This is a genomic window from Cytobacillus kochii, from assembly GCF_020171845.1.
GTDB classification, from domain to species: domain Bacteria; phylum Bacillota; class Bacilli; order Bacillales; family Cytobacillaceae; genus Cytobacillus; species Cytobacillus kochii.
Window position 1 is genome coordinate 272,711 of sequence record NZ_JAIVAM010000004.1, and the last position, 20,383, is coordinate 293,093.

Sequence of the window (20,383 nt, forward strand, 5' to 3'; positions counted from 1 at the left end):
ACTGTCAATTGTACCAGCTGATATTTCTTCGTGTGTGAGCCCCACCTGGAAGATGTTCCGTTATATTTGAAGCCTAGTTGAATGATTTTAAGCTTACATTGATTAAAATGGTATTCTCCTAGTATATTGATATGTTCCCAACCTAAAGGCAATATATGGTGCAATAAGTCTTCATTAAAATTACCTGTCCGTTTTTGATATTCTACTGCTCTTGTTAGATGTAGAGTATTCCAGATACTGATGGCATTGATAATTATGTTTAAAACACTTGTCCTTTGCAGTTGATCCTGTATGGTTGGTTCTCTAGGCTCTCCTTGTTCTCCGAAGAAAATGGTTCTTGCCATTCCATTCATGGCTTTTCCTTTATTCAATCCATTTTGTATTTTTCTTCTTAAAGATTCATCCGAAATGTAATTCAGAATAAAGATTGTTTTTGTTTTCTTCTTGTGCCCTGGAAGAAAGGTAATTGCTGCAACTTCTTTTCTTAGAACCCAGTGTTCGGGATCGGATTCAAAACTGGAGCAAACTATCAACTTACTCAGTAGCAGTTTATGAGCGCTACCCAGATGACCCAACTCTTAATCAAATCCTTATTAATCTAAAACAGCAAAGAAAGCTGTTTCAAAACTTATGGGACCAGCACAATATACAACAGAAGAAAGTTAGTTTCATTTCGATAAATGACGTACAAAATCAAACAAATAATTTCCGCATTCATTCTGCTTCCCATGTAGATGGAAACGAAGATCTTCATTGGTGTATGTATGTTCCTGTCTCTTAAATTATTGTTCACAACAAATCTAAGCGTTGCCTCCGATAATGGCCGTTATGGTGAATGAAATATAGATTGTCACCGTTGATTTAAAATAATGTTGTACTGGAAACATACCGATGATTTTCTGTCATCTAGGTGCTTTAATAGAACAATCAAAAAAGCCTAATTTCTAATTTCTCAGCATTGAACTGCACCCCAATTATTAGACACAAAATCTAATAATTGGGGTGCAGTTCATTATTAAGAAATTAGGTTTTTTTGTTGCTCCGTTAGTTAAATGGCGATTTGGAAAAAAGTTATTGAACTATGCAACTTTATTTTAAATATCAAAAGAAATTTTTAATGGCATCCATATGTATTTTATGACTACAATCTTCACAACAAAAAATTCTACTCTTTCTTTCTTTATTGACGAATCAATCCTTTTACTTCTGGATGATTAAGACTTCATTTTTAAATACTATTCTAAGAAATCTAATATCCATTTTTTTAAATCAACAATACGCAAATCATCTATACTTTTATTGGTACCTGTTACAATTATAGGTGCAAGAGAATCATTTTTATGCATCGAGCCATGAGCCCCACCTCCTGTATGTTCAGGAGAACTTTCTCCAATAAATTCGTAACCAGGTTTGGCATCAACTATTAGAAAATCTCCTTTTTGTGAATGTAGTGCTCCATACAATCTTGCTAATCCATCAGGGTAATCTCCATACTTTAATTGATTTTTAGTTTTTATTGTCAGATCAAGAATTGAGCTATTTCCTTTTATATACCAATTTTGATTATAAATATCTTTAAAATCCCCTTTGGGTTTAAATTGTAACGCCCCTTTTTGATCGCCTGATTCCACTTGAATCATATCGTTTTCCTTCCACGCAACCCATGCTATACGCTCATCTGTTTGCAATCTACTTGCAATATCGTGCATGGAGCAATCCTTACTGATCTTGTATATATACGCCATACGTTCATTTGCTGTTATAACAAGTTCATCATTATTACGAACAAGCTCATCAAGCTTTAAAATATTGTAGTTCGATAGAATTTCTCTTAAATCAATTAAAGCTTCTTTTTTGTTTTTCTTAACAAGTGATTGTGGGCTGTCTCCAATGATAATCCAAACCATATTATCAAGGGCATTATTCCAATTTGGAAATACATTTAATATTTCCTGTAGTTGTTTATCAAGCTTCTCAATACCTTCAATCGTTTCAGGCCCTTTTCTATGAACGAAGTGATCATTTGCGGGAAGATACATAATTGTAAATTCAGGAAGTATGTTTTTCTCTAAAAGATATTTTAATTCTTGAGCTGCAAATGCATCATTAAGCCCTAGCCGATTGAATAAATGTGAATTTTTTTCGTCTTGACGAATAAAAGCACCCAATGATAAGATCTTTGGTCCAAAGGTTTTGTATTGTTCAGGTAAAGTAGTTGTTTTCGCTAAGACTTTTGGAATTTTAAGAATGTGTTCATAGTTCCCTCGGTATATAATAGAATTTATAGAAGCTGTTTCTTTCCCACTTTTGTCTAAAACTTCGTGAATGGTTTCAACATTAGAGCTGAGATCTACATTATTAAATTGGTATATGCTATCTTCAGTAAACTGAGAAATCCCAATCTTCATCATTTCGAAAAAACCATTTCCGTAGTTAATAATACGCTGTTCATTTTCGTCATACCATACAAGCCCAGGAATTTTATGTTTATCAGGATAAGTTCCTGTTATCAAAGAGCTATCTATTGAGACTGACATTGTTGGGTAGGAACTGACTAAGTTATTATGATAACGACCATGATTTAAAAAAAAATCAAGGGCAGGCGCTTTATTCTCTTGAATTGCCTTTTTTAAAGGCTTATCCATCAATGAATCAATGATAATAAGGACAATTTTAGGGGAGTTTTCATTATTCGTTTGAATGGCATTTGGGGTATCTTGCTCTTGATTATTTGTATGGGCAGTGGAATAAAATAATAGAATAGAAAGAAATACAATAAAAACTAATCGAAATCGCATCATTTTACCACCTTCGTGTTTTTCGAATTATTCTTTCCAAGTTATTCATTTTCTATGAATGATTATATTGAAGAGCAAGGTATATACAACTACGGGCATTCAGATATTACTATGACTTAACGAAGGAGTTTAACAATGAATTCAGCACCCGCTAGTGGATCTAATTTTTTTTGAAACGTACTTATACTATCATGCAAAAAATTCATCTCTGTAGGGGAAAAAAGTAACTTTTCTATAAATGATCGATATTAGTTGAATCATCGATCTTAATAGCTAAACCCTCATTAACTAAATAATCACAATTACTTTCTTCATGTCCCGGAATTGGTTGATAAATAAACAAAGGTAACCCTTTTGTTAATGCTTCAAAACAGGTTAAGCCACCAGATTTTGTGATGAGGATATCTGTTGCTTCCATCCATTTGTCAATATGTTCTACAAAACCTATAATTTGAATATTAGGATGATGATACACTTCATTTTTCAAAAAATTCCTTCTTAGCCTTTCATTCCTTCCAGTGAATATTAATATGTTTATCTTTTCTTTCCATTTTATAAGTTTATATGCTAGTGTCTGGATTCCACCTAGTCCTAATCCTCCTCCCATTACCATAACAGTAGGAAATATTTTTAAGGTTTAATTCCTTTCTTATTTCTTGTTTGTTATTTTTTCTAATCCAAAAATTCGAGGTTATTGGCATTCCTGTAACGGTAATATTTTTTTGGAAACTCCCATTTTTAATGGGAAGCTGATTTATATAGGGTTGGATAATTTATAAAAAAATGATGCTGATATTATTGGTATAAACATGTATAAATATGTTTCATGACATTTGTCTTCTTGTTGGAAACAAAGAATGATATACTTATCCATCACTTTAGCCGAGGGTAGTATAAGAATTATCAATGTCTTTAATTAACTGTAATAAAAGTGATAGTAATTGAAAATTCCTCAGTATCTAATCGTTCTTTTTTAGAAGGAATAATGAAAAAACGAAAAACAACATTGGCTTGAACAAACAGCCGAAAGAAGTGACCGAAGAAATTAGTCTTAAAAAAGTTAGTAAATATAGGTACTTAAATGGTAGGAGAAAAATCGAAAAATCTGCTATCTATTTACTCAGAAAAGCTATCCATTAATGGTTCAATGTCAGCCCCATAACATCCGATTTTTGCTGATTAGGTTGATTTTCTTTCCGTTATTTGTTTGCACCCAAGAATGAGGATAGATTGAGGATTTATTCTTTCTCTTAAAGGAAAAATGTATGACAAGGTGGCTTTGTCATACGGTCTGATAAAACAGTTGAGAAAGTGACTATTGAAGAGTTGGTGTAGCATGGAAACGCCAATTACTACTTGGAAACCATGTATTCTAAGTGAACCCATTCAAAGTTTCTGAACCATTAAAAATGGAGAATAGCAAATTAAACATACTTTTACTTTTAAATCCTACATAATAGATTTGATATATGTGTTTTTGTAATTAAGTAGTTTCTTCAGCATATAAAGGGTGATACTAAACTTTTTTACATCCCTTATTTTCCATACATAAACGTTTGATTGCTGCTTGATGCGCTCCTGGAGAACCTACCTCTTTAATTTAACTTTTCCTCTGCTCTTCCCCTAATATTAATCAATTTATTGGATAACCTATAAATACAAATAACCAAAGAATCAGTATCGGAAAAAAAACCTTCTATTTTCAATGCAAATATATAAGGAGGGCTTTACCCTTGCTAAAATGGCTTAACCAATCGAAAAAGACATTATTTAATAAAAACAATGACGATACTGAAACAGAATTTAAGATAGATGATTTAATTAAAGCGTTAAAACCATCGAAAGACTTTCAACGGTTTGAATTCAAAACTGGAAGTACTAGTTGCATTATTAGCTATATGAATACTTTAGTAAACCCGGAGTTTATCCATCGTGATGTACTGTCACATTTAACAGAAAACACCTTTACTAGCCTAAAAGACATAGAAAAATTACTTCCAATAGAACAGAAATTAATAACTGATGATGTAAAAGAAATCCAAAAGAAAATAATGACTGGTTCAATTATGATTCAATTTAGTGAACATGATTCGAACTGTTTACTGATACCTGCTGTTACTGTTGAATCACGACAAGTAACAATACCGGAAGTAGAGTTTAGTGTAGTTGGACCGAAGGAAGCATTTGTGGAAACACTTGATATAAATATTAACTTAATCAGAAAGAGACTTCCACTTCCGCAGTTACATTTAAGAGAGATTGAGGTTGGGAAAATATCAAATACACGAATCGCTGTTCTTTTTATTGATGGCATCGCTAATCAGGAAAATGTTAATACAGTAATACAGCGATTATCTGATATTGAATATGACAATATAATTGATAGTTCGTATATAACTCAAATGATTTCTGATAATAAAAATTCACCTTTTCCACAGCTGCTCGATACGGAACGTCCTGATCGTGTTTGTGCAGTATTAACAGAAGGGAAAATTGTGATTCTAGTTGATGGTTCACCGCATGCCCTATATGCTCCTATAACAATAGTTGAATTTTTCTCGGCATTTGAAGATTATTTTCTTATTTGGCATATGGCATCATTCTTTCGATTGATTCGTCTATTCGCTGTAGCTTTTTCAGTTTTTTCTACTCCTTTTTATATCGCAATATTGACATATCATTTTGAAATGTTACCGATAAATCTTTTAGCCACCATATATTCATCAAGAGGAAATGTCCCATTTCCACCAGTACTAGAGGTGCTGATAATGGAATTTGTTATCGAACTATTGCGTGAAGCTGGTGCAAGATTGCCTAGTAAAGTCGGACAGACAATTGGTATCGTTGGCGGTATTGTAATTGGAACAGCTTCTGTAGATGCTGGTTTAACTAGCAGCGTATTACTAATTATTGTAGCACTTGCAGCACTAGCATCTTTTACAACACCAGTCTACCAAATGAGCAACACCATTCGCTTCATTCGCTTTCCTTTTATATTATTTGCACATTTGTGGGGATTTGTCGGAATCGCTATTTTATTTGCAATTACAATTTGCCACCTATTAGGGTTGACCTCTTTAGGTAGGCCATTTATTGAACCTATATTTCCGCCACGTTTAACGGATTTAAAAGATGCCTTTTTTCGTATGCCTTTCAATCGTCAGGCTAAGCGTCCAATCTACCAAAGACCTGAAGACTCAAATCGTGCAAATTCAGATCGCCTAAATCAAAAACATGATAAGAATAAAAATAAATAAGGAGCATAGAGCTTTTTATCGTAACAGCAAATGGATCTTGAACAACTACTATGGAAATTTGGTGAGGTTTATGCGAAATCTTTTAAAAGAAAACTTACTTATTTCACCCTTCCTTGTCTTTTATCTGATTCATTCAATGCAGACAGGTATCTCTGTCCTCGACTTAAGAGGAATAAGTAAGTCTGCTGGACACGATTCTTGGATCTCAATAATAATATCTGGGTTAAGTTTACACCTTCTAATCTTCATCTTATATCGTATTTTAAACAAAGGACAAGGAGATTTAATTGCTATTCACAAGGAATTGTTTGGCAAATGGGTTGGTGGTTTTCTTAGTCTGCTGTTTATTTTATATTTATTAATGCTTTGTTTCACTGTATTACGTTCATATATCGAAATCATACAATTATGGGTATTTCCGCAATTAACTCCATGGTTTTTTAGCTTATACTTTTAATAGCAGCCGGTTATTTTGTGATTAACGGACTACGAGTTGTAACTGGGATATGTTTTTTAAGTACCCTATACTCGATACCAATTTTACTAACATTTCTTTTCCCGCTGAAATTTGCTCATTTTAGTAACTTGCTTCCTGTAATGGACCATAGTTTTAGAGAATTGATTGATTCAGCAAGAAATGCCACATTAGGTTTGAGCGGATTTGAATTATTATTTATGTATTACCCATTTATTAAGCATCCGAAAAGGTCTGAAAAATGGGCTCATTTAGCAGTTATAGTCACAACACTTGTTTATGTCTTTATAGCTCTAGTTACTTTCGTTTTTTATAATCAAGGTCAGCTGCAAGAAATATTATGGGGAACAATCACAATTTGGAAAATTATCGAATTTCCATTTTTTGAGCGTTTTGAACATTTAGGAATAGCTGCATGGATATTTATTGTATTGCCAAATATTTGTTTGACATTCTGGGGAGCACACCGTGGAATTATAGAGATATTTTCATTTAACAAAAAACTTATTTTGAGTGTGATCATAATCATTTTAGTAGCTGCTTCAGGATTAATTGAAGATCGGACAAGTATCGAAGCACTTAGAAGATTTTCAGGAGAAGTTACTTTCTTTTTTGTATATGGTTACATCCCCATTTTGTTTATTTTACAAAGGCTTATATTGAAGCTGAGAGGGGGTAAATAAAGTATGAATATCCCCTCACAAAAATTTAGAAATAACTTAAAATCTATTCGTTTCTGTTTTTTTACTCAGTAATGCCCTTTTCTATAATATCGAATTTAATTTTGACATCTACGGAGGCATCTGGATACAGTTCCCGCCATTTATCTGCTTTCCATCCCCTTGTTTGGCTTCTAACTCTATCTCCAAAACCAAGTGGATCAATGCCCTTTTCTTGAAAATCTTTAATCATTTGTAAACTGCTTTCCTTTAAATGTGCCTCTATCATTTTTTCAAGCTTCCTTTCATCAGCCGCATTCTGCAACTTAATGTCAGAGATAACTTCATTAATAAAAGCTTTAGCTTTAACAGTGATCTCAATTTCTGGACTGGTCATCCCCTTCTTTATTTGATAATCCACTTTCGATTTTATAGTTTCCAATGCTATATAAGTATCTTCTTCAGGAAAAGAGGCCTCGTACGTCCCATAATCTATATGTTCATATAACATTTTAAATAAGAAAAGCTTATCCCCCCGTATAGCATCTATGTATTTATCTTCTTTAAATAAGGCTAGACCACTGAGCTTAATTTTATCGTTTTGTTTTTTGACAAGCACCATAAAGGGATCTTGACCTTTAGATGAATAATTGTACATAAACTCATGATAATTTGTTGAAGGTAAATTTCCTGTTTTATGATGTTCAAGAAGATTCTTTAAATAACGGGAAGGTGTTTCTTCAAATGCGTATGTCCCTTCTAATAATTCCTTGGCGTTTCCTTCAATTACACAAAAGTCAACCATTCTTCCAATAGATGGATGTCTTTTAAGACCATCAAGAATCTTAATAACACCTTTTTTTGCTAATTCTTCCCCGTAGACAGCAACCAACACTTTACCCACTGTAACAGGTTTAGGCGACTCATTTTGAGCACTTCTTGCAGCACCATATCCAGTAAAATTCACATCGCTGAGGGTTGTGTTAGTCACTTTTTTATCCTTACCTGTACTGAAAATAGCAACATCCAAAGTTAATTCGTATTTTTTATTGTCAGCAGAATCATAACCGATGCCTTCCGCAATCTGAAGATTTTCAATTGTTTCTGTCTGAACACAGCCTACAAGTAAATAAATACAGCAGATAGGGATGAGCGACTTTTTAATTATCATTAATATACTCCTTGACATTAAAATTTACCAAATTAAGGTCAGGTAATCATAGATATTCGACAGTGACATTGATTCAATATCATTATTCCGCCCAAACCTTTATATAATGTGACAACTATTCATATATTATAGGACTTTGTTGCGAGTGCAGAGATTGCATAGTTTCCTGTACTAATACTAAATTTATTGGAAAAAGCCCTAAAACTATGGATGAATTTAAAAGGACATTCACTTTTAAAAATAGATTAAATAGTATATACAAAAAATAATCTCAATTGTTATAAATTATTCTTTGTTAATTGCTGTAAATTATGACAAGATAAATTGAGAATATACCAATACATTTATGCCTCTTCATTAGTAAATCAGGCTCTTTTTCTATATAATCAAATACCTGTTTTTAACTAACTTGTATTATTAAAATCCAATATTGTGAAGCAATAATTTTAGAATACTATCTGGAACCATCTTTTTATCAGATTATACTCAAACTTATTTATGTTAATAAAATAATTGATGATTATTTCTCTTTATGGTTGACTTTCCAAGGTTCAAATGAAAATGGAATTCCCACCATTTTAGCTGTTAACTCATCATAGGATACTAAATCTTTTTTTGAAAGTTCTTTTAATGAGCGTTTCCCCATTGCTCTTAAGGCCATTTTCATTTCTTCAATGCTCGCTGTTAAAAATTTTTCTGCAGTTTTCACCCCATCTTCAATCTTAAACTGATCCTTGAATTTCCCTTCATTCCATACAACTTGTGTAGGTGGTTCGAAAGGAATTGCCTGAAATATTTGATTATGTGCGACCGTAAATAAAATAGCAGAACCCAAATAAACAGCATCAGCACCTAATGCCAGTACCTTTAAAAAATGTCCTGGAACAAAAAGTCCACCAGAAACAATTAAACTAATTTCTCCTTTCATATTTCTCTTCTTTAAATGATTAACAGCACGAACAATTGCATGTAAGGTTGGAATCCCCATATCATCAGATAAAATCGGCGGTGCACCCATTGTAGCTGCTTGACCACCGTCTATCGAAATAAAATCCACACCTAGATAAATTAATTGATCGATGTCCTCTTCTATCTTTCCGCCTGCCCCCATTTTAACACCTATAGGAACACCCCCAGATACAGTTCGAAGTTCCTTAACAAGCTCCTTTATATCATCGATCGTTTGATCTTCATAGAAATTATCATAAATCACAGCATCTTCATTTTCTTTCAGTCCCATTACATCACGCGCACGTCCGGTTAGATTTTTTGGAGAAATTTTCGTACCCACACCGAATAGTGCACCTTGTCCAAATTTAATTTCAATCATATCAGCACGTTTAATTAAATCCTCGTCCTTTGACCATTCCGCTTTTGAAAATTGCAATATATATTTCCCTGCGGCGTTTAATTCTTCAGGTAAAACGCCTCCTTCTCCTGAATTAATTGCTGTTCCTGTATTGTTAGCTGCTTCTGCCAATGCAAGCCTTACTTCTTCGCTCAGTGCAATGCCATAAGCCATCCCACTGATCAGTAATGGTATTTTTATTTTCATTGGCTTCTTTGCTTTTGGTCCAATTGTTACTTTAACATCTACCTCTGCTTCGCCATCTATAGGAAATGGTGTTGTTTGTGTAGGGATAAAGGTAATCGGATCAAAATGTGGCCACTTTTTTGACGAGCCTAATGGACGATGTAGGACATCGCCTGTTTCGGCACGCAAGCTGTTTTCTAGCATATTTTGAATTCCCATATGGCGTAAACCCGGCAATATTTCCATAAGATTTTCTTGATATCCGTCGGTTAGTATGATTTTCCCCATTTTTTTCGCTATTTTTTTTATCATCCAACGCCAACCAATAAGGATGAAAATCAAAAAGATAAATAATATTGAAATCATCACAAAAGAAAAATAGTATAAGATGTTTGGCATAATCACTTCTCCACTTTGTATTAATAAACAACCATCATCTCCATTATTGCCCAAATTAAAATTTATTATCATATTGATATAGAACACTAGCAAGTAGTACATATGGAGTTCTAATAAAATTCATCTTAAGGGGAAGGCTAGAAATGATTTTAAGATTGAACAATTACTAATGTAATAAGACGTGCTTCGGGTGATTTTTATTAACATCATTTTCTCATGGATTATAGTGTTGCCATCTAACATGGAAAGGAGAAAATTTGCTTGAATATTTTAAAAGATACCAGTCATCGACCATTTTCAATATATTCAAAAAAATGGATAATGAGACAAACATGGAGAAACCTATATTTTCTTCATTGGCCTGTCCCAATTGAAGCGCTACGTGAACATATTCCTAATTCATTACAAATTGATACCTTTAATAACTATGCTTGGTTAGGAATTGTTGCATTTGTTATGGAAGGAATCTATCCTCGCGGAATACCTGCTGTCTCAATAACCCCTAAATTTCCAGAAGTCAATTTAAGAACCTATGTTAAATATAATGGTAAACCAGGAGTCTATTTTCTTTCTTTAGATGTCGAGAACTGGGCTTCCTATAAAATCGCAAAAAAATGGTATCGTTTGCCCTATTATCCTGCACAGATTTCTTTTCGAAATGACGATCAAATTTTTCATTGTAAGAGTGTCAGAAAAAATAACAATGCCCAAATAGCATTTCGTGGGACGTTAAGACACTCACAAGAAGTAATTTTTGCAAATACAGGCACTCTTGATCACTGGCTTACAGAGCGGTATTGCCTATATAGTACCGATTCTAATGGCACCATCTATTGTGGAGAAATCCATCATGGGCCATGGCCGTTACAGAAAGTAGATATAGATATAGAGGTGAATACACTTTTTTCACCTTTTAATATTGATCTTTCTAATAAAGAACCGATATCTCATTTTTCAAAAGGAGTTGATTCTCTTATTTGGAATATTAAGAAGATACATTAAATTAAGAAGACGTAGATTTCTCTTTTAAAAAGAATTACGTTAAGGTCGCCCATCTCAAGGCTTAAGTGAGCCAATGATTGTGAAATCCCTCGCTGATTGCATACTGTCAATTGTACCAGCTGTTATTTCTTCGTGTGTGAGCCACCTGGAAGATGTTCCGTTATATTTGAAGCCTAGTTGGATGATTTTAAGCTTACATTGGTCTTTGTAGTTTTGTTGGGAGGATTTGATACTTTCGATGTCTGAACTGCTGCCTTTTACAAGATAGAGTGTCCAAGGTTCATTTTGTAATTGCTCGATTTGTTTGTTCATTATAGGAATAGCGTTGGGGGCTGTATTATGAATCCATGCTAAAACAGTGTGAATGGGACCGCCTTCTTTGTGAGCAAGGGTAATCTCTTCAATAAGTTTGTCAGTATCAGTGTAATCTAAAAGACGATAAGTTGTATTTGATTGCTCTAGAGATTTGCTCTTTCTTCCATAGATTCTTGTTTGAGTCGTGCGATCAATTAACCATTGTGTTGTTTCCTTTAACATACCTGTTCCTCCAAAAATGAGCGTATGTCCAAAGTTTTTCATACTGCTTCTCCCTCCTTCTAATTAACTGCGATGTTACTGCGAGCGCATACATAAAACTTCCATTTATCAGCGATTAAACCCTCTTTTTTTAAAAATTTCCTTGAAGAATTTTGACAGTTTAAAGAACTTGCTTCTTGTATCGGAAATATTTCTTTTCTAGTTTTGCAGAAGTTGCAAAGATATATTGGTAGCTTTGCTGAATAAGCTGAATTAAATCATTTAGTTGCACATCCGATTCATTCATTACTTCTTCTCTCATCTCTTTAAGTGATTGATGAAAGCCTTTAATGTCTTCATATTCCATAATGTCATAGAGTGTTTCCATATCTTCATATGATGTATAGATGAACCGTTTCATTAGTTCGTGTAATCTTTTTGCTTTTAGATGGTAATCAATATCTAAATTAAAAACATTAGAGTATAGTAATGCTTCATTAGCAATCTCTTTATATTTAGGTTCAATCTTCGTCGTTATTAAAAGTAGTTTTGAGGTGGCGGTAGAGAGAAAGATTTCCTTATCACGATGCCAAATGGTTACTCTAACACCGTAGTAGGTAATCATTCCGCCAATAATCGCTCCAACAAATCCGATCAAACCAGCTATAATGGTCAAGTCCCATTCAAACATGATATGTAAACAAGCCCCTAGCACCAATGTAATACATAATAGTAATAGAGTGATGATGATGATTAAGAAGCTGTTTTCCTTTTGATGAATCATTGCTTACCCCCCCTATTTAAAAGGATTATTAAGAAAGGTTATATTTATCAAAGGCTAATACTTTCCATTTTAGTTACTTTCATTTACAATAAAAGATAAATAGTCAGATTTTTCTATCTTTATTTTATGACCTCGATTAACTGATAATACCCTTTACTGATTTATTTTCATTTACATATTAATTTTATCAATTTCATTTACATTTTCTCATATTCTCCTTCTCTTTTTACTATTTTACAAGAATAAAAGCACCCTAATATTCCATTGTTTATCCTCTTAGAATATAATTTTCTCGTAAATTTCATCTTTTCCCTTTACTTTTTTTATTATATTTTATTATAATCATTATATAATAATTATTATTATCTGAGATTGATTAGTAGATGATGATAATTACCTCACTTCACAATAAAGGAGAATCAGTATGAGCGAAAATAATATTATTTCTGAAGCAAACCATTCAGGCGGAGGTGGCTGCCCTTTTCATCATGGAAGTGTAACTAAGCAGCAATCTGAAGCAACGACTAACAAAGATTGGTGGCCCAATCAATTAAACTTAAATATTCTTCACCAACATGATCAAAAGTCTAATCCAATGGGTGAAGATTTCGATTATACTGAAGAATTTACTAAACTAGATTACTATGCTTTAAAGCAAGATCTTCATAAATTAATGACGGATAGCCAAGATTGGTGGCCAGCAGACTTCGGTCATTACGGACCACAGTTTATTCGTATGGCTTGGCATTCTGCAGGTACTTACCGTACAGGTGATGGACGCGGGGGTGGCGGTACAGGTTCACAACGGTTTGCCCCTCTTAATAGTTGGGCAGACAATGCCAACATTGATAAATCTCGTCGTCTTTTATGGCCTATTAAACAAAAGTACGGTAACAAAATTTCTTGGGCAGATCTAATTCTATTAGCAGGAAACGTTGCCATTGAATCGATGGGTGGTAAAACATTTGGTTTCGGTGGTGGCCGAGCAGATGTTTGGCACCCTGAAGAAGATGTATACTGGGGTAATGAAAAAGAAATGCTTGGTGATAACCGCTACTCAGGAGATCGTGAATTGGAAAATCCTTTAGCGGCTGTACAAATGGGTCTGATTTATGTGAACCCTGAAGGCCCAAATGGGAAACCTGATCCTGTAGCAAGTGGGAAAGATATTCGGGAAACATTTGCACGTATGGGTATGAATGATGAAGAAACAGTTGCCCTTGTTGCAGGTGGCCATACTTTCGGTAAAGCACACGGTGCTGGAGATGCTGCCCAAGTTGGCCCAGAACCAGAAGCAGCGCCAATTGAAGCGCAAGGACTTGGTTGGATCAGCTCACATGGTAGTGGTAAAGGTCGTGACACAATTACAAGTGGAATTGAAGGTGCTTGGACTGCAAACCCTACTCAGTGGGATAACGGTTTCTTCGAACAATTATTTGGATATGAGTGGGAGTTAACAAAAAGCCCTGCCGGTGCATACCAATGGCAAGCAGTAGGTCAAGATGAAGCACATATGGCGCCTGATGCCGCTGATAGCTCTGTCCGTGTGAAAACAATGATGACAACTGCTGATATGGCGCTACGTATGGACCCTGCTTATGAGAAGATCTCTCGTAGGTTCTATGAGAATCCAGAAGAATTCGCCGATGCTTTTGCACGTGCTTGGTTTAAACTTCTACACCGTGATATGGGTCCACGTGATCGTTATTTAGGTCCAGAAGTTCCAGAAGAAGAATTAGTATGGCAAGACCCTATCCCTAAAGTAGACTATGAACTAACAGATGCTGAAGTGTCTGAGATAAAAGCCAAAATTTTAGATTCAGGTTTATCAATTAGTGAGCTTGTTACAACTGCATGGGCATCAGCTAGTACATTCCGTGGTTCTGACAATCGTGGAGGTGCGAATGGTGCGCGGATCCGTTTTGCTCCACAGAAGGACTGGGAAGTGAATCAACCTGAACAACTTTCTAAAGTGCTTCATACATTAGAAGGTTTACAAGCTGGATTAAATAAAAAAGTCAGCTTAGCTGATTTAATTGTACTTGGTGGTAGTGCGGCGATTGAACAAGCGGCAAAGAATGCTGGTTTTGACGTCACTGTTCCATTCTCTGCAGGTCGTGGAGATGCCACAGAAGAACAGACGGATGTAGAAAACTTTGAAGTATTAGAACCAATTGCTGATGGTTTCCGTAATTATCAAAAACAAGAATACAGTGTAGCTTCTGAGGAGTTATTGGTAGATAAAGCACAACTACTTAACTTAACTGCTCCAGAAATGACTGTGTTAATTGGCGGTATGCGTGTATTAGGTACAAATCATGGTGGCACAAGCCATGGCGTATTTACTGAAAATGTAGGCACACTATCCAATGATTTCTTTACGAACTTACTTGATATGAGTGTAGAATGGAAACCAGTTCAAGGCGGTATTTTTGAAGGTCGTAATCGTCAAACAGGAGAAGTTGTTCGAACGGCTTCAAGAGTGGATTTAGTGTTCGGTTCAAACTCAGTGTTACGTTCTATTGCTGAAGTGTATGCACAAGAGGATAATAAAGAAAAGTTTGTCGCTGATTTTATTTCTGCATGGGTTAAAGTAATGAATGCCGATCGTTTTGATTTAAAAATCAAAGATGCTGTATTAAGCAAGTAATATTATTCTAAAAAGAAACGCCGCTACTTATGTAGACGGCGTTCTTCTTATTTACTTCTGCGTGCGGCTTGTTGCACGGGGTCCCATACCCCGTTGAAAGGTGGCGCATACGATAAATCTAAATCCATTAAGTCATCGATAGACATTTGATTGTATAACGCAGTCGCAAGAACGTCTATTCGCTTATCTACCCCGTACTCTCCAATAATTTGTCCCCCAAGTAATGTGCGATATTTCTTATGGTATAAAAGTTTTACCTTCATTCTTTTTGCATCTGGGTAATACCCAGCAATATCGTGAGCATCTGTTACGACAAACTCGTAAGGAATATTTAGTTGTTTAGCTTCCTTTTCAGAAATACCTGTTCTTCCTAATGTTAAGTTAAAAAATTTAATGACAGATGATCCCACGATTCCTTTAAACGGCTTAGGAATTCCTAATAGGCTCAGACCTGCAATTTGTCCCTGCTTATTTGCGTGTGTGCCCAAAGGAATATGATCATCTAAGGCTTTAATTCGATGATATTGCGTAGCACAATCTCCTGCTGCATATACATCTTTAATACTGGTTTGCATATAATTGTTCACCCGTATTGCACCGTGTTGACTGAGTGAAATATCTGTTTGTTTGAGAAATGCCACGTTTGGCTTGACACCAATTGCCACTAAGACAAGATTTGTCTTGTATGCCCCTTTATCAGTCTTAATGCTTTCGACAAAAGTGTTTCCTGAAAAGGATTGAACTTCTTCACCTAATTTTAAAGTCACTTGATGCTCTTTAGCTTTTTGATGAATCAGCTGTGCCATATCTTCATCAAAAATGGTAGCAAGTTGTTTATTGCGCTCGATAATCGTGACCCTTTTCCCTAACCTCACAAAGCTTTCAGCCATTTCCAAACCAATGTATCCACCACCAATAATCGTCACATGTTTAATCGTTCGATTATTCATTTCCTGGATTATTTCATTTGCGTCAGGTATGGTTTTTAAAGTGAATATTCCTTGAAGATCAGCCCCCTCCCAATCAGGCATAACAGGACTAACTCCAGTCGCAATCAATAATTTATCGTATGTAAGTTGAAATGGTTGTTGATCAATATAGTTATATCCCTCAACGGTTTTCGTATCTGTATTAATATTAGAGACTTCATGTTTTACTTTGGCATCTATTCCATATTTCTCGCGGAAAGTAGTAACAGAACGGGCAATTAAGTCTTCCTTTTGTGGAATTACGCCACTAATATAATAGGGAAGACCACATTGTCCATAAGAATAAATCGTTCCTTTTTCTAATACAGTAATTTCGTGATTTTCCTTGCTGTTGCGAATGATTTGCATCGCTGCACTCATCCCGGCAGCATCGCCACCTATAATAATTATTTTCATCTTCTTTCATTCCTCCCTTCACTAGTTTTGCTCAACAATGTGTTTTTCACACAATGATTCGTTTTTTACCTACAATGAAACGATTGAACAAAGTTAACTGAGCGTTAAAGTTATCGTTTCTTATCGCCTTCCACCACTCGTAAATTTCTTAATTGAATACCCTTTAGTTCATTTTTAGAAAACATAATAATTGATTGAATAATTTACACGCATTGATGGGGCGCAGTAGCAAAACGCGAAATTGTTCACTTATGTCATCTGAAATGCTAAAAAACTCTAACCTTTGTTCTGATGTAAGTTATGCTCTTCCTCTTAACGACATCTTATAAAATTGCTTGGCATTGATGTTGATACAGGGGTGTCTTTATGTTTCCCTTTTAAATTATTTTTTTAGCCTGCTTCCTTCTCTAAATAACAATAGGTAGTTGTACGAGAAATCCCCCCATTTAGCAACATCCTTTATAGGTGGTCCGTTTGCCACAATTGTTTTCTGCATTACTATTTGCTTCCTATCTAATTTTACTGGCCTTCATCCTCATCTACATCTTGCCTTCGCTGCTATTCTTCAGCTTGCTGTACGTACTTAAATAAGATTTCGTTCAAATTCTGCAAATGCCGTGAATAAATGAAACATCAACTGGCAGGTTGCAGTTGATTTATTCAGCGTAATGTTTTCCTGTAACCTGTGAAAGCTAATACCTCGACTATTAAGATCATTGACAATTTTTAAGAAGTGCTGCATGTTTCTCTCTAACGATCAAGTCACTAACCAATAACAGTGTCACCTGGACGAACAAACCGGAGAGATACCTCAAATCCTTTTCTTTACTCTTTTGGTCCACTCATTTTGTCAGTTAAAATTTCTTCACAACCATGAGTTTTTTAAAGCTTCTATTGCAAGCAAATTACTATCATAGAGAACCGTCATTTCTAATTATTCCCAAAAGTAATTGTACCATAACTTAATGCAATAGCTATTAAGGAAAAATAGATTTATTAACAGAGTTAATGTAAATTATTTATAATTAAATATAGAAAACTAGATTACAAAATATTGTGTACAGAAATGATGACTTTCCGGACTGAACTCAATAATAAATTAATCTTCTATTTGTATATTTCGTTTTACTCTTTTCGGTAATTTATCTCTCTTTATATGAATGAACAAAACCCCAAATAGCGTTATGATTCCTCCTATAACAGAAAGGGTAGTCGGTACCTCTCCAAGCCAAACCCAAGCAATCAAAAATGTAAGTGCTGGTGTTAAGTAAAGCGAGCTTGTCGCCTCTGAAGCTCCTACCCGAGATGTTACATAAGCTAATGCAAGATAAGGAATAACCGTAGGAAAGAGACCTAAGTACAAAATGCTAAGTGTTGATTCTATAGAGGATCTTATTATTTCCTGACCCAGTCCCGGGAGATAGAAAAGCATAAAAAATGTACCTGCCCAAATCGTATAGGTAGTAAAAGCAAGAAATCCATACTTTATTAAATACCGCTTTTGGAAAACGAAGTATAAACTTTCTGAAAAGGAAGCTAAGAGAATAAATAAAATTGCAGTATTAAATTCAAAATGATCTCCTGTCCCAAACGATATCAATATAGCGCCCAAAAAACTTATAATAGACCCAATCCACCTTATAAATCCAAACCGTTCACGCAGAAACCAAACGGCTAATAGAGCAGAAAAAATAGGAGTCATAGATACAATTAGGCTTGCAACACCAGCACTAACCGTTTTCTCTCCAATATTTAAAGCTGTATGATAAACCGTGAAACCTAAAAATCCTAACAATAAAATAGCTGGAACATCCTTTATTTCCGGTAAATGCATACGAGTGAGTAAAGCAATTATTACGAGGGCTAAAGAACCAACTAGTAATCGAAAAAGGGCAAGATGTTCAGGTGTATAGGACTCTAATCCAACCCGAATACCAGGAAAAGCTGAAGCCCATAGAAAAATCGCAAGACTATGAGCGACTATAACATTAAACCCCCATTTTTTTGCCATTTGAACACATCCTTTGAGAATACGAAACCAACCAATATTATTTCTGGTTCCTATTATTTCTAATCTTAATCAGTATTTGATAGAATGTCTTCAACCAGTTGGACAATTTTCAACCCAACCACTTTGGAATAAAAATAGAATGTGAAGGGGTAACTTATGGATGAAATCAAATAAAAAATATCCGAAATATCAACAAATTGTGGATGATATAAAAGAGAAAATTGCACATGGAGAATGGCCTATCGGAAGCAAAATTCCAAGCCAACGTAAATTAGCCAAGAAATTCGAAGTAAATCGGAGCACTGTTATCACTGCTTTAGAAGAATTAATGGCTGACGGGTTAATTGAGGGTAAAATGGGAATGGGAACAATCGTAGTGAATAATACATGGACATTACTAGCTACAAATCCTCCACCTGATTGGAACGAACATGTCAAATCAGGTTTACACAAACCGAGTCAAGCAACAGTTCAAGAGATTAATCAAGCCGAATCTAACACCAACCTTATTCAGCTTAGTAAAGGCGAACTTTCCAAAGATCTATTTCCCTTGGAAACAATGAAGCTCGTAATGGGAAGAGTTTCTAACAAAATGGAGGCATTCGGATATGAAGAACCAAAAGGATTTATGCCATTACGAGAAGCGTTAAGCAACTATTTAAGAACAGTGGGTGTTCATGCCTCACCTTCATCCATATTAATTGTTTCTGGAGCATTGCAGGCTTTACAATTGATTTCAGTTGGCTTACTACACAGGGGGTCATCCGTTTTACTTGAAAAGCCTTCCTATCTTTATTCTCTACATGTGTTTCAATCTGCTGGAATGAAGCTTACAGGTCTACCCTTAGATGAACACGGTCTCTTGACTAATGACATTTCTATATCAAAGGGCCAGGAAGGCAGAGCAATTTTATACTCTAATCCTTGTTTTCATAATCCGACAGGGATTTTAATGTCTGAAAAACGACGCCAAGAGCTCCTTGAAGTATGTGAAAAAGAACAACTTCCAATGATTGAAGATGATATTTATCGGGAGTTATGGATCGATGAACCACCTCCTTTCCCTTTAAAAGCAAAAGATAGAAATGGACATATTTTGTATCTTGGTAGTTTATCTAAAACATTAAGCCCGGGTTTAAGAGTCGGTTGGGTTGTCGGCCCCGAACCTGTGATTGAACGATTGTCCGATATTAAAATGCAAACCGACTATGGTTCTAGTTCATTATCCCAAAGAGTTGCTACTGAATGGTTAACAAGTGGGCTATATCAGCAGCACCTTGAGTCTGTCAGAGAGCAGCTAAAAATAAGGCGAACAGTAGTGTTAAAGGCTTTAGATACTTATTTGAAAGATATAGCCCTTTGGAATGCACCAAAGGGAGGGTTTTTTATTTGGTTAAACATTTTGCCTAAACTATCAATGAGGGATCTTTATGTAAAAGCATTAGCTGAAGGTATTCTTCTTAACCCAGGGAATATATATGCTCAAGAATCGGACCGTTATATTCGCATTTCCTATGCGTATGCCTCATTAACAGATCTTAAAAAGGGAATCCTTAAAATGAGTCAAATCATTCGTGAATTAGTAAAGTGTTAATAAAAAATCCTCTTCCAATAGAAAATTGGTTGAGGATTTTTGTTTGCGCTTCCTGTTCTGTTGATTATTGAAAAAATTATGAAGTCTTTATGAGGGTATTTTCCTCAATCTTTTTATAACATTTACAATTAAACAGATTCTGGTATTG

The 20,383-nt window shown here is 34.9% G+C and carries 14 protein-coding genes and 2 pseudogenes; 6 read left to right on the forward strand and 10 right to left on the reverse strand.

What is annotated here, in order from left to right:
* Positions 1 to 89: 89 nt before the first annotated feature.
* Positions 90 to 434 (reverse strand): annotated as a pseudogene (locus LCM23_RS07810) (Tn3 family transposase); the annotation flags it as partial.
* Between the two features lie 32 nt (positions 435 to 466).
* On the opposite strand from LCM23_RS07810, the gene LCM23_RS26165 reads away from it, so the two are divergent.
* Complete coding sequence (locus LCM23_RS26165; protein WP_224936431.1) at positions 467 to 781, forward strand: MmyB family transcriptional regulator; 315 nt, start codon at positions 467 to 469, stop codon at positions 779 to 781.
* Positions 782 to 1,235: 454 nt separating this feature from the next.
* Here LCM23_RS26165 and LCM23_RS07820 read toward each other — a convergent pair whose 3' ends face one another.
* Together LCM23_RS07820 and LCM23_RS07825 are read right to left on the reverse strand one after the other, a co-directional pair.
* Positions 1,236 to 2,798, reverse strand: coding sequence for an alkaline phosphatase family protein (locus LCM23_RS07820; RefSeq protein ID WP_224936432.1), 1,563 nt, complete (start codon positions 2,796 to 2,798; stop codon positions 1,236 to 1,238).
* A gap of 232 nt (positions 2,799 to 3,030) precedes the next feature.
* Positions 3,031 to 3,411 carry a glycosyltransferase gene (locus tag LCM23_RS07825; RefSeq protein ID WP_224936433.1) on the reverse strand — a complete coding sequence of 127 codons (381 nt, stop codon included), beginning with the start codon at positions 3,409 to 3,411 and terminating at the stop codon, positions 3,031 to 3,033.
* 1,120 nt (positions 3,412 to 4,531) lie between these two features.
* On the opposite strand from LCM23_RS07825, the gene LCM23_RS07830 reads away from it, so the two are divergent.
* Complete coding sequence (locus LCM23_RS07830) at positions 4,532 to 6,055, forward strand: spore germination protein (protein WP_263624163.1); 1,524 nt, start codon at positions 4,532 to 4,534, stop codon at positions 6,053 to 6,055.
* Positions 6,056 to 6,191: 136 nt separating this feature from the next.
* Positions 6,192 to 7,213, forward strand: a pseudogene (locus tag LCM23_RS26055) (GerAB/ArcD/ProY family transporter).
* A 61-nt stretch (positions 7,214 to 7,274) separates the two neighbouring features.
* On the opposite strand, the gene LCM23_RS07840 reads toward LCM23_RS26055, so the two are convergent.
* Together LCM23_RS07840 and LCM23_RS07845 are read right to left on the reverse strand one after the other, a co-directional pair.
* On the reverse strand, positions 7,275 to 8,360 hold the full coding sequence (locus tag LCM23_RS07840; RefSeq protein ID WP_224936434.1) for a Ger(x)C family spore germination protein: 1,086 nt from the start codon (positions 8,358 to 8,360) through the stop codon (positions 7,275 to 7,277).
* Positions 8,361 to 8,880: 520 nt separating this feature from the next.
* Positions 8,881 to 10,293, reverse strand: a complete 1,413-nt coding sequence (locus tag LCM23_RS07845; protein WP_224936435.1) for an FMN-binding glutamate synthase family protein — start codon at positions 10,291 to 10,293, stop codon at positions 8,881 to 8,883.
* 261 nt (positions 10,294 to 10,554) lie between these two features.
* Here LCM23_RS07845 and LCM23_RS07850 point away from each other — a divergent pair, with 261 nt between their 5' ends.
* Positions 10,555 to 11,295 (forward strand): YqjF family protein, encoded by a 741-nt coding sequence (locus LCM23_RS07850; RefSeq protein WP_224936436.1) that lies wholly within the window; start codon positions 10,555 to 10,557, stop codon positions 11,293 to 11,295.
* Positions 11,296 to 11,349: 54 nt separating this feature from the next.
* Here the strand turns inward: LCM23_RS07850 and LCM23_RS07855 are convergent, their stop codons facing one another.
* Positions 11,350 to 11,874 carry a Rossmann-fold NAD(P)-binding domain-containing protein gene (locus tag LCM23_RS07855; RefSeq protein WP_224936437.1) on the reverse strand — a complete coding sequence of 175 codons (525 nt, stop codon included), beginning with the start codon at positions 11,872 to 11,874 and terminating at the stop codon, positions 11,350 to 11,352.
* 118 nt (positions 11,875 to 11,992) lie between these two features.
* Positions 11,993 to 12,595, reverse strand: a complete 603-nt coding sequence (locus LCM23_RS07860; RefSeq protein WP_191811620.1) for a hypothetical protein — start codon at positions 12,593 to 12,595, stop codon at positions 11,993 to 11,995.
* 424 nt (positions 12,596 to 13,019) lie between these two features.
* On the opposite strand from LCM23_RS07860, the gene katG reads away from it, so the two are divergent.
* On the forward strand, positions 13,020 to 15,245 hold the full coding sequence (katG, locus tag LCM23_RS07865; RefSeq protein ID WP_224936438.1) for a catalase/peroxidase HPI: 2,226 nt from the start codon (positions 13,020 to 13,022) through the stop codon (positions 15,243 to 15,245).
* Between the two features lie 47 nt (positions 15,246 to 15,292).
* On the opposite strand, the gene LCM23_RS07870 is transcribed toward katG, so the two are convergent.
* The 3 genes from LCM23_RS07870 to LCM23_RS07880 all read right to left on the reverse strand — a co-directional run bounded on the left by LCM23_RS07870 (position 15,293) and on the right by LCM23_RS07880 (position 18,641).
* The gene (locus LCM23_RS07870) at positions 15,293 to 16,630 is read right to left on the reverse strand and encodes a CoA-disulfide reductase (protein WP_224936439.1); all 1,338 of its coding nucleotides are present in this window, start codon (positions 16,628 to 16,630) and stop codon (positions 15,293 to 15,295) included.
* Positions 16,631 to 17,213: 583 nt separating this feature from the next.
* A complete protein-coding gene (locus LCM23_RS07875; RefSeq protein ID WP_224936440.1) occupies positions 17,214 to 17,372 on the reverse strand; it encodes a recombinase family protein in 159 nt (52 codons plus the stop codon).
* 357 nt (positions 17,373 to 17,729) lie between these two features.
* Entirely contained in the window at positions 17,730 to 18,641 is a 912-nt protein-coding gene (locus tag LCM23_RS07880; protein WP_224936441.1) for a DMT family transporter, read from the reverse strand.
* A 160-nt stretch (positions 18,642 to 18,801) separates the two neighbouring features.
* On the opposite strand from LCM23_RS07880, the gene LCM23_RS07885 reads away from it, so the two are divergent.
* Positions 18,802 to 20,235, forward strand: a complete 1,434-nt coding sequence (locus tag LCM23_RS07885) for an aminotransferase-like domain-containing protein (RefSeq protein ID WP_224936442.1) — start codon at positions 18,802 to 18,804, stop codon at positions 20,233 to 20,235.
* Positions 20,236 to 20,383 lie beyond the last annotated feature (148 nt).

Bases quoted from the DNA above. Each gene is read 5' to 3' on its own strand.
- LCM23_RS07860 (WP_191811620.1), bottom strand. From the start codon at position 12,595: ATGATTCATCAAAAGGAAAACAGCTTCTTAATCATCATCATCACTCTA.
- katG (WP_224936438.1), top strand. From the start codon at position 13,020: ATGAGCGAAAATAATATTATTTCTGAAGCAAACCATTCAGGCGGAGGT.
- LCM23_RS07820 (WP_224936432.1), bottom strand. From the start codon at position 2,798: ATGCGATTTCGATTAGTTTTTATTGTATTTCTTTCTATTCTATTATTT.
- LCM23_RS07870 (WP_224936439.1), bottom strand. From the start codon at position 16,630: ATGAAAATAATTATTATAGGTGGCGATGCTGCCGGGATGAGTGCAGCG.
- LCM23_RS07880 (WP_224936441.1), bottom strand. From the start codon at position 18,641: ATGGCAAAAAAATGGGGGTTTAATGTTATAGTCGCTCATAGTCTTGCG.
- LCM23_RS07855 (WP_224936437.1), bottom strand. From the start codon at position 11,874: ATGAAAAACTTTGGACATACGCTCATTTTTGGAGGAACAGGTATGTTA.
- LCM23_RS07840 (WP_224936434.1), bottom strand. From the start codon at position 8,360: ATGATAATTAAAAAGTCGCTCATCCCTATCTGCTGTATTTATTTACTT.
- LCM23_RS07875 (WP_224936440.1), bottom strand. From the start codon at position 17,372: ATGCAGCACTTCTTAAAAATTGTCAATGATCTTAATAGTCGAGGTATT.
- LCM23_RS07885 (WP_224936442.1), top strand. From the start codon at position 18,802: ATGAAATCAAATAAAAAATATCCGAAATATCAACAAATTGTGGATGAT.
- LCM23_RS07845 (WP_224936435.1), bottom strand. From the start codon at position 10,293: ATGCCAAACATCTTATACTATTTTTCTTTTGTGATGATTTCAATATTA.
- LCM23_RS07825 (WP_224936433.1), bottom strand. From the start codon at position 3,411: ATGGTAATGGGAGGAGGATTAGGACTAGGTGGAATCCAGACACTAGCA.